Raw genomic sequence first — 12,336 nt, 5'->3', positions numbered from 1 at the left:
GCTACGGGGCCTGCACGGCACCGAAGACGGCGTCGATGATGGTCTCGGGCGAGACGTCGTCGGCCGCCGCCTCGAAGTTCAGGATGATGCGATGGCGGAGCACCTGGTGACGGTAGCTCTTCACATCCTCGGGGATCACGTGATCGCGGCCTGCCAGGATCGCGAGGGCTCGTGCGACGGTGCTGAACGCGATGCTCGCGCGCGGGCTTGCGCCGTAGTCGATGTAACTCGCGAGCTTCGGCGGCAGGTAGTCGTGGGCATGTCTCGTCACGTAGACCGTCTGCACGATGTAGTTGAGGATCGAGGCGTCGAGGTAGACCCGCCGCGCGAGCGACTGCAAGAACAGGACGTCCTCGACGCTCACACCCGGCTTCGCCTGGTCCTCCTCGTACAGCCCGGAGTTCACCCGGCGCACGATCTCCGCCTCCTCACCGATCGTGGGGTAGTCGAGCACCTCTTTGAGCAGGAAGCGGTCGAGCTGGGCCTCGGGCAGGTGGTACGTGCCTTCTTGCTCGATGGGGTTCTGGGTCGCGAGGACGAAGAACGGCTTCGGCAGCGGGTAGTGGGTGCCGCCGATGGACGTCTGACGCTCCTGCATGGCCTCGAGCATCGCGCTCTGCGTCTTCGCGCTCGAACGGTTGACCTCGTCGAGGAGCACGAAGTTGGCGTGCACCGGTCCGAGCTGGGTTTGGAACGCGCCGGTGCGCGCGTCGTAGATCTGTGTGCCGATGATGTCGCTCGGCAGGAGGTCCGGCGTGCACTGGATGCGCTTGAACGAGGCGTTGACCGCCTGCGAGATCGACTCGGCCGCCGTCGTCTTCGCAAGCCCCGGCACACTCTCGAGGAGGACGTGCCCACCGGAGATGAGCGCCGCCAGCAGCGTCGTGCGCAGGCCCTGCTGACCGACCACCTTCGCGTCGTACGCCCCGACGATGTCCGTCAGGATGGCGCGCGCCCGCTGGAGTTCGGCTGGCTCGATCGGTGTGCTGAGCGTCACGGTGTCTGGTCTCCCCTGGCGGTGCTGGCGGGCCGGGCGGATGAGCGCCCGACCCGGGAGCGCTCGGCGTTGCTCCACGGTGCGATCAGTCTACGTGTCCGCTTCGTCGCCGAGGACGCGTCGGCCACCGGATGGACACCACGTCGTCGGTCTCCGTTCGGGCACCGTCCTCCTCCCGGCTACCGACGATTCCTACCGTTGATCGATGACTGAAGCAGCGCAGGAGCGGCGACCGCGGATCCAGGGGGCGACGGCGATCGTCCCGGTCCGGGGCGGTTCCAAGGGGATCCACCGGAAGAATCTGCGGACCGTTCGTGGGCGCACACTCATCGCGCGCTCGGTCGAAGCGCTGCTGCGTGCGAACGGAGTCGCCCGTGTGGTGGTAACCACCGACCACCCGGACCTCGCTGCTGCCGCGCTCGCCGCCGGCGCGGAGGTCATCGAGCGTCCCGCTGATCTCGCCGAGGACACGACGTCCTCCGAGGCGGCGCTGCTCCACGCGCTCGGTGTCCTCGGGGCACGAGGCGAGCTGACGCCGGTGACGGTGTTCGCGCAGGCGACGTCGCCGTTCCTGGACGTCCAGGCGCTCGACGCCGCCATCGTCTCGGTCGCCGACCATCGTGCCGACGCGGTGTTCGCAGCCGTGCTCGACCACGGGTTCCTCTGGACGGACAAGTCGAAGGGGGCCCGTGGGCTGGGCCATGACCACCGCGAGCGTCCGAGGCGCCAGGACCGGGCACGCCAGTACCGGGAGACGGGATCGTTCTACGTCTTCGACACCGACGGGTTCCTCGAGGCCCGTCACCGCTTCTTCGGCCGGATCGCACCGGCGATCACGCGCTCGTTCGCCGCACTCGACATCGATGAGCCCGAGGACCTGCTCGTCGCCGAGGCCATCGCGACACTCGCGGAGCGTCAGCTGGGTATCCCGGTACCGGTCGAGCGGCCGGAGAGCCACCTCGATGTCGATGTCGACGCCGTCGTCACCGATTTCGACGGCGTGCACACGGATGATCGCGCGATCGTGGACGCCGACGGCGTCGAACGCGTGAGCGTGCACCGGGGAGACGGCCTCGGCGTGCGTCTGCTCCGCGAGGCGGGCATCCCCGTCCTCATCCTCTCGACGGAGCGCGTGCCGATCGTCGCGGCGCGCGCCGCCAAGCTCGGGGTGGATGTCGTCTACGGCTCCGAGGACAAGGCGCAGGCGCTGCGTGCATGGGCCGACACCAACCAGGTCCCGTTGGAGCGCATCGCCTACCTCGGCAACGACGTCAACGACATCCCGGCCCTCGAGCTGGTGGGCTGGCCCGTCGTCGTGGCAGATGCGCATCGAGCGACTCGCGCCGTCGCGCGGCTCGTCCTCGAACGACGCGGCGGCGACGGCGCCGTGCGCGAACTCGCCGACCGCGTGCTGACCGCGCGAGCCGCTCGCACTCCAGACCCACAACCGTCCCAGCCGCGATCGAATGGAACACGACCATGAGCACGAATCAGGATCAGCACGCGCAGCACCCGGGCGACGAGCAGGCGCACGGCGCCCCGCTCCGGATCGACGGCACGCCCATCGGCGGGAGCGCGCCAAGCTATGTCATCGCCGAGATCGGTCTCAACCACAACGGGGACGTCGCACTCGCGAAGCGGCTCATCGACGTCGCAGCGGATGCCGGCGCCCAGGCCGTCAAGTTCCAGAAGCGCACGCCCGAGATCTCGACGCCCCCGCACATGCGAGACGTCCCCCGGCAGACACCGTGGGGAGAGATGAGCTACCTCGAGTACCGCTACCGGGTCGAGTTCGACCGCGCGCAGTACATCGAGATCGGCGACCATGCGACGCTCCGCGGGCTCAGCTGGTTCGCGTCGCCGTGGGACGAGCCCTCCGTCGACTTCCTGGAGGACCTCGGCGTCAGTGCGCACAAGGTCGCCTCGGCCTCCGTCACCGACACTGGTCTGCTGAACCGCCTCGCCGAGACGGGAAGACCGATCATCCTGTCCACCGGCATGTCGACGCTCGAGCAGATCGACCGCGCGGTCGGCATCCTGCAGGGTTCGCCGCTCGCGATCCTCCATGCCACGTCGACGTACCCGTTGCCGGCCGAAGAGGCGAACCTCCGAATGATCGCCAGCCTCGGCGAACGCTACCCCGACATGCCGATCGGGTACTCCGGGCATGAGACAGGCCTGCAGATCTCGCTCGCCGCCGTCGCGCTCGGGGCGAAACTCGTCGAGCGACACATCACGCTGGACCGGGCGATGTGGGGCTCCGACCACGCGGCATCGCTCGAACCGCACGGCTTCTCCAACCTCGTCCGCGACATCCGCATCATCGAGACGGCGATGGGCGACGGCGTCAAGCGTGTCTTCCCCGGTGAGCTCGCACCACTCGCCAAGCTCCGCAGGGTCGATGCCTGATCGGGCGCCCCGCCGCAGGGTGATCGGGGTCGTGGACTCCGACTCGTTCGTGAAATGGGGCGCCGCGACGCTCTCTCGGGCGATCGGGTGGGACGTCGACCTCGTCCTCATCGAATCGGATGTATCGGCGACAGAACGGCAGGTCGACATCGCCCTCCTGCACACGGCGTTCGAAGGTGTGGCCGTCCGTCGGCTGTCGCTCCGTCAGCTCATCGCGCAGGTGCGGGAGGCGCGACCTGACGGAGTCTTCGTCTCGACACGGGGTCCGGTCGCCGAGGTGGTGATCTCCGAGCTGATCGCGCTCGGCGAGGATCGCCCTGTCCTGCTGACGGGCCTCCCGGGGATCTCCATCCCGGCGAAATGGAAGGGTGTCTTCCTGCGCGCCCAAGCCGACGTGTTCGTGCTGCACAGCCACCGGGAGGTCGCCGCATACCGCGAGCTCGCGACCGAGCACGGGCTCGAGCCGGCGTTCGCGCTCGCCACCCTGCCATTCCTCGCAACCCCGGACGCGCTGGCCGCTCCGGCTGCCGGCGACGAACCGGCGCCCCGAACCCGCGTCGTCTTCGCAGCACAGGCGACCGTCCCAGCCGATCGCGGAGACCGTCTCCGGATCATCTCCTGGCTGCGGACCCTTGCGACGAGACACCGAGAGCTCGACGTGGTGATCAAGGTGCGCGGGCTCGCCGGCGACCCGCAGACGCATCACGAGCACTTCCCGTTCGACACGCTCATGACCGGACCCGTGCCGAGTAATCTGCGCGTCGCGACGGGTTCCATGGCGGTGCACCTCGGACACGCGGCCGGGCTCGTCACGGTGAGCTCGACGGCCGCGATCGAAGCGATCGCCGCCGGTGTCCCCGTCATCGTCCTCGACGACTTCGGCGTCGACCCCGCGCTCATCAACACGGTCTTCGAAGGCAGCGGCCTCCTCGCCTCGAAGGACGAACTCATGCGGGCGAAGTTCAGACATCCCGATCCTCACTGGCTCCAGGAGAACTACTTCCACCCGCTGTCCGATGACGATTGGATCGAGCGATCGGAGGCGGCGTTCCGCACGCGCGACGGCGGGACGCTCGGAGTCCGTCCGCGCGCACGTCAGAGCCGCGGGGGGATGCTGCGCACGGGCTGGGAGCGCAGGCGGGCCTTCGGTCGGGCCGACACGAGCACCCTCGGAACGGTTGCGTTCATCATCGGAACGCCGCTGCAGTTCGCCAGGCGACTGGCACGGCGAGCACGCGGGGTGCAGACGCCTGTTCGCGCACCGATCGCATCACGGCGCCTCGAGCCGGTCGAGTCCCAGGCGACGGTCAGAGCACCGAAGGGTGCGAGACACAGGACCGCACGCTGACCTCGAACGCCGAAGCACTCTCCGGCGCGAGGACCGTCAGTTCGACCCGACGGTGACGACCGGGCTGCCGGTCGAGGTGTCGCTCGCGGGCAGTTCGGCCGCCAAGCGGTTCGCCTCCTCGATGAGCGTCGCCACGATCTCCGCCTCCGGCACGGTCTTGATGACCTCGCCCTTGACGAAGATCTGACCCTTACCGTTGCCGCTTGCGACGCCGAGATCGGCCTCGCGGGCCTCGCCTGGGCCGTTCACGACGCAGCCCATCACCGCGACGCGGAGAGGCACACTCATCCCTTCGAGGCCTTCCGTGACGTCGTTGGCGAGCTTGTACACGTCGACCTGCGCACGGCCGCAGCTCGGACAGGAGACGATCTCGAGCTTGCGCTCGCGGAGGTTGAGTGACTGCAAGATCTGCAGACCGACCTTGATCTCCTCGGCGGGCGGAGCCGAGAGCGACACACGGATGGTGTCGCCGATGCCCTCCGACAGCAGGATGCCGAACGCCGTGGCGCTCTTGATCGTGCCTTGGAAGGACGGGCCGGCCTCGGTCACGCCGAGGTGAAGCGGCCAGTCGCCACGTTCGGCGAGGAGACGGTACGCCTTGACCATCACGACGGGGTCGTTGTGCTTGACGGAGATCTTGAAGTCGTGGAAGTCGTGCTCCTCGAAGAGACTCGCCTCCCAGACGGCACTCTCGACGAGCGCCTCCGGTGTCGCCTTGCCGTACTTCTGCAGGAGTCTCGGGTCCAGGGATCCGGCATTGACGCCGATCCTCAGCGAGACGCCGGCGGCCTTCGCGCGCCGGGCTATCTCGCCGACCTGGTCGTCGAACTTGCGGATGTTGCCCGGGTTCACGCGGACCGCAGCGCAGCCGGCGTCGATCGCGGCGTAGACGTAGTTCGGCTGGAAGTGGATGTCCGCGATGACCGGGATCTGGCTCTTCTTCGCGATGATCGGGAGCACTTCTGCGTCGTCGCGCGTCGGCACGGCAACCCGGACGATGTCGCAGCCGGACGCCGTCAACTCCGCGATCTGTTGCAGCGTCGCGTTGATGTTCGTGGTCTGCGTCGTCGTCATCGACTGCACGCTCACCGGTGCATCGCCGCCGACGAGCACCTTGCCGACCTTGATCTGCCTGGACTTGCGTCGCGGGCTGAGCGTCTCGGGAACCGACGGAAGACCCAGATTGATAGCTACCACGAAGCTCAGCTTACGCGCGCGGCGCCCAGCAGGCTCCCTGTCACCTGAACGCCTGCTGGGACGTCGCGTCACCGGTCAGCGGCTCGGCGGAGTCTCGCGGTTCGCACGAAGCACTTCGAGTCTCGCCCGATACTCCACCTCGTCGATGTCGCCCTGGGCGAAGCGTTCGGCCAGCGTCTGCTCGGCGCTGCGCGAGCCGTCCTGTCGCCACGCCCACGGCGGACCGGGGTGCCCGGGCATGCCCTGGCCGGCCCAGGCGCGACGGCGCCACCGTCGCCCGACCAGGGAGACGACGAGGACGATCACGAGGATCCAGAAGATCGGGATGAGGATGAGCCACGCGAGGTGGAAGCCCGGGCCGGACCACCCCGGGTGCATGGCGCTCGCGCCGAGCGCGGTGAGGGTCTGGAACATGGTGGTCTCCGTTTCGTCGGGCGTCCGGCGACTGTTGCCGTCCGCATCTCGACATCGAGACTCCTCCGATCACCGCCTCAGCGAATCCGACGAGAGGACGAATCGGCGGCATCCTGCGGGAGTAGCCGGGGCCGGGTCAGGAGCCCGGGCTGACGAGACCCGACTCGTAGGCGATGACCACGAGTCTGACGCGGTCTCGTGCGCCGAGCTTCGACATGATGCGGGACACGTGCGTCTTCGCCGTCAGCGGGCTGAGGAAGAGCGCACGGCCGATCTCCTCGTTCGTGAGCCCTCGCCCGACCAGACCCAGCACCTCGCGCTCCCGCTCCGTCAAGGCGGCGAGCGCCGAGGCGTCCCGAGGTGCGGCGATCGAAGCGGCGACCTGGGAGAGCAGCCGTCTGGTGACCCCTGGTGAGAGCAGTGCGTCTCCCGCTGCGACGACGCGGACCGCGCGGATCAGCTCGGCGGGCTCGGTGTCCTTCACGAGGAAGCCGCTCGCGCCGGCGCGGATCGCCTGTGCGACGTATTCGTCGAGTTCGAAGGTCGTGACGACGATGATCCTCGTGTCCGCGAGGGAGGCGTCGGCGACGATCAGCTCGGTGGCTTCGAGACCGTCTCCGTCCGGCATCCGGATGTCCATGAGCGCGACGTCCGGCCGCTCGCGGCGGATGAGGGCGACGGCCTCGGCGCCGGTGGCCGCCTCACCGACCACCTCGATGCCCGGTTCCGCCTCGAGCAGTGCTCTGAACCCCCCACGGATGAGCGCCTGGTCGTCGGCGATGACCACGCGGATCATGCGAGGGCCTGGACGGGAACGCTCGCGACGACGCGGAAGCCGCCGCGTTCGCCCGGCCCGGTCTCGAGCGTCCCTCCGAGGAGCTCGGCACGCTCGGTCATCCCCAGGAGTCCGTTTCCGTGCTCCTCCGGTCCGGGAGGCGCGCCGATGCCATCGTCTGTGACCGAGAGCCGGTAGGCGCCGTCATCCTCGACCAGTCGGATCGCGACGTGGCCTGCCTGCGCATGGCGGATGACGTTCGTGACACTCTCCTGGGCGATCCGGTACAGCGCGAGCTGCGCGGCCGCACCGGGAGTCGTGGTGATCCGTGTCTCGAGCGTCGCTTCGACACCCTGCTCCTGGAGCGACTCGACGAGCAGCGGCAACGCACGGAGGTCGGGGCCCGGCCGTCGGGGCGCACCAGCCGATTCGCCGTCCCCGGCGACGCCCCGCAACACGTCGAGGAGACCACGTACTTCGTCGAGCGAGGACTTGCTCGCGGCTTTGATGTTCGACAGCGCCTCCCTCGCGCGCTCCGGTTGCGCATCCATCAGATGGAGTCCCATGCCGGCCTGGACGTTGATCTGGGCGAGCGAGTGGGCGATCACGTCGTGCAGTTCGCGGGCGATACGGACACGTTCCTCCTGCGCAGCGGTCAGGCGTCGCTCCCCCTGCCGCCGGCGGTATTCGACCATGCGCTCCCGGCGGGTGCGGAAACTCTCGGCGAGGAGCACTGCGACGACCACGAGCACGGTGGTCAGCCCGATCCGGAACCCGGAGAGCCGCCAGTCGACGGCCAGCGCGACCGCGAGGACACCGACCCAGCCGATCGCGAGGGCGGGATAGGTCCAGCGTCGTGCCTCACGGAGGATCCCCGACCCGGCGGCGAACGCGAGTGCGATCGCCGGCGGTCCCCAGACCGGCCCGGCGAGTATCGAAGCGCTCGACAGCACGGCGACGACCGCGACGGTCGGTCCGGGCAGCCGACGTGCCGCGAGGAGGGCGAGCGGCCCGGCGATTGCGAGCACGACAGCAGAGATCCGCGCCCAGGCCGAGCCGCTTGCTCCGACGGCGAGGGAGCCGTGCACCGCGAGGACCAGCGTCGCGGGCACCTGGACGAGCACGGAGACGATGACGGGAGACCACAATCGCCACGTCGGACGGTTCCGGCCGACGCGACGCTCGCCCGGCCAGCCGTTCGAGGGTCCCGGGAAGGTCGGGCTCGTGTGGGCGGTCGGCATGTCTGCATGCTACCCGGGGCGTGCCGCACGGACATCGGCCGCGCGGTGGGGCGACACTACTCCCTGGGGAGTACCGGCTCCCGCGGAGCGGGCGGCCTGTCGAGGAGGCTCGGCCCGTCGTGCCTCCGCACCGACGAACCGAAGAGGTTCACGGGCTTGACGATGTCCGCGTAGACGGGAACACGCCGATCGTGGAGATGAGCCGCCGAGCGGGATCATCTTGACGACGTACTCAGGCTCACCGTCCGACGCGCCCAGGTGGTGCGGCCGAAACCGATCATGCACGGCGGTGACCACGTGAGGTCGTGCCGATCAGCCGATCCGTTGCTGTGCGCGGGACCGAGCCCAGCGCTCCGCCTCCGCGAGCGATTCGCGCGTCAGCTCGCCGTCCGGGGCCTCGTGGTCGTCGACCACCGCCCGCACCGTGTCGAGGATGCCCAGGTACCCGAGCCGACCGGCGTGGAACGCTTGCACCGCCTCCTCGTTCGCGGCGTTGAACACTGCCGGGTAGGTTCGGCCGTACCCGCCAACCTGCTTCGCGAGGCGGACAGCGGGGAACGCGTCGTGATCCAGCGGTTCGAACGTCCACTGCTGGGCGCGACTCCAGTCGAGCGGGACGCCGACACCCGCGATCCGGTTCGGCCAGTCGAGGCCCAGCGAGATGGGCAAGCGCATGTCGGGCGGTGAGGCCTGGGCGATCGTCGAACCGTCGACGAACTCCACCATCGAATGGACGATCGACTGCGGGTGCACGGTCACCTCGATGCGGTCATACGGGACGTCGAACAGCAGGTGCGCCTCGATGACCTCGAGGCCCTTGTTCACGAGGGTCGCGGAGTTCGTCGTGACGACGAGGCCCATGTCCCAGGTGGGATGGGCGAGCGCCTCACCCGGTGTCACATCCGCCAACGTGGATCGACTCCGGCCGCGGAACGGGCCGCCGGACGCCGTCAGCACGAGTCGACGCACCTCGTGCGCGGCGCCTGCGCGGAGCGCCTGCGCGATCGCGGAGTGCTCGGAGTCCACCGGGACGATCTGGCCCGGAGCGGCGAGCCCCTTCACGAGGTCGCCACCGACGATGAGCGACTCCTTGTTGGCGAGTGCGAGTGTGCGCCCCGTCTCGAGTGCGGCCAGTGTCGGGCCGAGCCCGATCGAACCGGTGATCCCGTTCAGGACGACATCCGCGTCGACACTGCGGATCAACCGCTCAGCCTCGTCTGCGCCGAGCGCCGTGTCGTCGACGTTGAACTCCGCCGCCTGCTCTGCGAGGAGCTCGGCGTTCGTTCCAGCGGTCAGGCCGACGACCTCGAACCGGTCGCGGTCCCCGCGGATGACGTCGAGGGCCTGCGTACCGATCGAGCCGGTGGATCCGAGGATGATGACGCGTCTCACGGCGTCAGTCTACGACGGGAGGCCGCACGCCGCTCAGCCTGCCGCGGGAGCGGTGGTGCTGCTGGCGTCGAGGATGTCGATCACGAACACGATGGTGTCGTCCGCTTCGATGCCCGCCTTGCTGTTGCCACCGCTCGGACCGTACCCGAGGTCGGGCGGGATGATCGCGATCACCTGCGATCCGATACGCTGCCCGGCGATGGCGCTCGAGAAGCCCTTGACCACTGCCGACAACTGGAAGTTCGTCGGGCCGTTGCCCCAGCTCTCGTCGAAGACCTCACCGGTGCGCCAGTTGACGCCCTGGTAGTTGATGATCACCTCGGCATCGGCTTCGACCACCGCACCGTCGCCCTGCTGGAGGACCGCCACCTGGAGGTCGGCCGGTGCGGTGTCCTTCGGCACGGTCACGGTCGGGCGACCGGTCGCGTCGAGCTCGACCGTCGGCATCCCGGCGACGGGTTCTTGCGGCACGCCGTCCGCCTTGGCATCGCTGTGCACGGTGCTGAGGACGTCCGCGACGACGACGAGCGGCTGATCCGCCTGCACGGTGCCGTCGCTCGAGCCCGCGGAGCCGAAGCCGTCGCTCGCCGTCACGAAGGCGGCGACCCGCGAGCCGACGGTCGTGCACTCGACGGCGCGGACGAGACCCTTCAGGTACTTCTGGTCGTTGACCACGATCGCGGTCGCCGGGCTCGCTCCGTACGCGGTCTGCGCGACGATGGAGCCTGTGACGGCGTTGTAGATGGACATCTCGACGAACGTCGTGTCCTCGGGCTTGACCTGCTCGCCGTCTCCCGTGGAGACGATGGTCCGCTCGGTCGCGTCCGCGGACAGCGTGTCCTTCGCGAACACGACATCCGGGATCGAACCGAAGTCGCCGGACACCGAAATCGCCTTCGACGCCGCACCGGCGCTGGTGTCGGCGCACTCGCCTGGGCTGGCCAGCGCCTGCGACTGCGAGGTCGCTGAGCTGCACGCGGTCAGCGACACGAGGGACGCGATGACGGCCAGGAGGGAGAGTCTCTTGAGCACAGGGGAACTTTCGGTCGTTGCTGAGGGGTCGGTCCAGTCTCGCCCACCAGGCTCCACGCTGGCTGATAGCACGCCGAGCATCGACGGGCCGCCGCATCCTCGCGTATGCCGACGCACGCATGCGTCCGCGAGTACAGTCGACCGCATGGCCGACGACGAACAGACGCACCGACGCGCCCAGGAACACCCCGTCGACGTTGCGCAGCCGGTCTCCGAGCAGGTCGACACGGCGGAGGCTCCGGCGAAGCCCGGCTTCGTCTACTATTTCGGCCGCACGGTCCTCAACACGACGGCGAAACTGCTGTACCGGCCGAGGATCATCGGGCGGAAGAACGTCCCGAAGCGGGGGCCCGTCATCCTCGCGAGCAACCACCTCTCCTTCATCGACAGCATCGCGATCCCGATCAGCGCGCCGCGACGCGTGCAGTTCCTCGCGAAGTCGGACTACTTCACGGGGCGAGGACTGAAGGGATGGGTCTCCCGCACCTTCTTCACCTCGATCGGTGCCGTCGGCGTCGAACGCGGCGTCGGCCAGGCCGCGCAGGAGGCGCTCGACCAGGGCCGCCGCATCCTCGACGGCGGGAACGCCTTCGCGATCTATCCGGAGGGCACGAGGTCGCTCGACGGCCGGCTCTACCGCGGGCGGACCGGTGTCGCCTGGCTCGCCCTCACGACCGGCGCGACCGTGGTCCCCGTCGGCCTCATCGGCACCGACCAACTCATGCCGGTCGGCACGACGATCCCGAAGTTCAAGCCGACGACGATCATCTTCGGCGAGCCGATCGACGTCAGCCATCACGGGCCGGCGTCATCCGGTCGCGCGCGCCGCAAGGCGACCGACGAGATCATGGCGGCGATCCACGGCCTCACCGGCCAGGAGCTCGCGAATGCCTACAACGAGTCGCCACCGGCGGACGCCGTCGAGCGCATCAAGCGTGCCGTGCTCCGCCCGGAACGTCTCTGAGCCGCACCCGCCTCGACCTCGACTCAGGCGACCTCGTCGACCACGATCGTCGGCTCGTGACGGACCGGGAAGTTGACGGAGTTCGCGATGAAGCACAGCTGATTCGCCTTCGTGTGAGCCGCGAGCGCCGCTTCCACCATCGAGGCCTCGCCCACCGAGACCCGAGGACGGAGGATCACCTCGGTGAACGCCCCGCCGCCCGCGCCGTCTTCGACCATCGTTCCGACCGCATCGTCGGTATAGCCCGTCACGACGACGCCGAGCGTCACCGCGACGTGGAGGTAGGCGAGCAGATGGCACTGCGCGAGCGCAGCCAGCAGCAGCTCCTCGGGGTTCCATCGGCTCGGATCGCCACGGAACGGCTTGTCGGCGGAACCCTCCAGCTCGTGCTTACCGTCCGCGCTGACGGTGAGCTCGCGGGAGTAGTCGCGATAGCCGCTCGTTCCGGAACCGAGGTTCCCGTCCCAGCGGACGCCGATCGTGTAGTCGTGGTGTCCGGTGATCATGCCACCAGTATTCCACTGGCCTGCCCCGGGAGTGCCTGGTGCGCGGCCTCGCTGTCAGGAC

General features: G+C 69.0%; 12 protein-coding genes. 4 read left to right on the top strand and 8 right to left on the bottom strand.

Annotated elements, in window-relative coordinates; all coding sequences use genetic code 11:
- Window position 1: 1 nt before the first annotated feature.
- On the bottom strand, window positions 2-997 hold the full coding sequence (locus ABMA10_RS09450; protein ID WP_347868400.1) for an AAA family ATPase: 996 nt from the start codon (window positions 995-997) through the stop codon (window positions 2-4).
- A gap of 205 nt (window positions 998-1,202) precedes the next feature.
- Between ABMA10_RS09450 and ABMA10_RS09445 the strand changes: the two genes are divergently transcribed.
- The 3 genes from ABMA10_RS09445 to ABMA10_RS09435 are packed head-to-tail and all read left to right on the top strand — an operon-like array spanning window position 1,203 to window position 4,754.
- Complete coding sequence (locus ABMA10_RS09445; RefSeq protein ID WP_347868312.1) at window positions 1,203-2,480, top strand: acylneuraminate cytidylyltransferase; 1,278 nt, start codon at window positions 1,203-1,205, stop codon at window positions 2,478-2,480.
- Entirely contained in the window at window positions 2,477-3,406 is a 930-nt protein-coding gene (locus ABMA10_RS09440) for an N-acetylneuraminate synthase family protein (RefSeq protein WP_347868313.1), read from the top strand. The genes ABMA10_RS09445 and ABMA10_RS09440 overlap by 4 nt, the downstream gene beginning before the upstream one ends.
- Complete coding sequence (locus ABMA10_RS09435) at window positions 3,399-4,754, top strand: DUF6716 putative glycosyltransferase (protein WP_431031450.1); 1,356 nt, start codon at window positions 3,399-3,401, stop codon at window positions 4,752-4,754. The genes ABMA10_RS09440 and ABMA10_RS09435 overlap by 8 nt, the downstream gene beginning before the upstream one ends.
- Before the next feature lie 36 nt (window positions 4,755-4,790).
- Here ABMA10_RS09435 and ispG read toward each other — a convergent pair whose 3' ends face one another.
- From ispG to ABMA10_RS09405, 6 genes are all read right to left on the bottom strand, one after another.
- Window positions 4,791-5,951, bottom strand: a complete 1,161-nt coding sequence (gene ispG / locus ABMA10_RS09430; protein ID WP_347868315.1) for a flavodoxin-dependent (E)-4-hydroxy-3-methylbut-2-enyl-diphosphate synthase — start codon at window positions 5,949-5,951, stop codon at window positions 4,791-4,793.
- Between the two features lie 75 nt (window positions 5,952-6,026).
- Window positions 6,027-6,365, bottom strand: coding sequence for an SHOCT domain-containing protein (locus tag ABMA10_RS09425; protein WP_347868316.1), 339 nt, complete (start codon window positions 6,363-6,365; stop codon window positions 6,027-6,029).
- A gap of 136 nt (window positions 6,366-6,501) precedes the next feature.
- Window positions 6,502-7,161: a response regulator transcription factor gene (locus ABMA10_RS09420; RefSeq protein ID WP_347868317.1), complete on the bottom strand. Its 660-nt coding sequence runs from the start codon at window positions 7,159-7,161 to the stop codon at window positions 6,502-6,504.
- A complete protein-coding gene (locus tag ABMA10_RS09415; protein WP_347868318.1) occupies window positions 7,158-8,381 on the bottom strand; it encodes a sensor histidine kinase in 1,224 nt (407 codons plus the stop codon). The genes ABMA10_RS09420 and ABMA10_RS09415 overlap by 4 nt, the downstream gene beginning before the upstream one ends.
- 312 nt (window positions 8,382-8,693) lie before the next feature.
- On the bottom strand, window positions 8,694-9,773 hold the full coding sequence (locus ABMA10_RS09410) for a 1-deoxy-D-xylulose-5-phosphate reductoisomerase (protein WP_347868319.1): 1,080 nt from the start codon (window positions 9,771-9,773) through the stop codon (window positions 8,694-8,696).
- Window positions 9,774-9,806: 33 nt separating this feature from the next.
- On the bottom strand, window positions 9,807-10,805 hold the full coding sequence (locus tag ABMA10_RS09405; RefSeq protein WP_431031449.1) for an FKBP-type peptidyl-prolyl cis-trans isomerase: 999 nt from the start codon (window positions 10,803-10,805) through the stop codon (window positions 9,807-9,809).
- Window positions 10,806-10,950: 145 nt separating this feature from the next.
- On the opposite strand from ABMA10_RS09405, the gene ABMA10_RS09400 reads away from it, so the two are divergent.
- Entirely contained in the window at window positions 10,951-11,769 is an 819-nt protein-coding gene (locus tag ABMA10_RS09400) for a lysophospholipid acyltransferase family protein (RefSeq protein WP_347868321.1), read from the top strand.
- Between the two features lie 23 nt (window positions 11,770-11,792).
- Here the strand turns inward: ABMA10_RS09400 and ABMA10_RS09395 are convergent, their stop codons facing one another.
- Window positions 11,793-12,275, bottom strand: a complete 483-nt coding sequence (locus ABMA10_RS09395; protein WP_347868322.1) for an OsmC family protein — start codon at window positions 12,273-12,275, stop codon at window positions 11,793-11,795.
- Between the last annotated feature and the right edge of the window lie 61 nt (window positions 12,276-12,336).

The sequence above is a fragment of the Plantibacter sp. RU18 genome, from assembly GCF_050613355.1.
Taxonomy (GTDB): Bacteria; Actinomycetota; Actinomycetes; order Actinomycetales; family Microbacteriaceae; genus Plantibacter.
The sequence above is the reverse complement of the archived record's forward strand: the minus strand, read 5'-3'. Positions and strand labels throughout refer to the sequence as shown.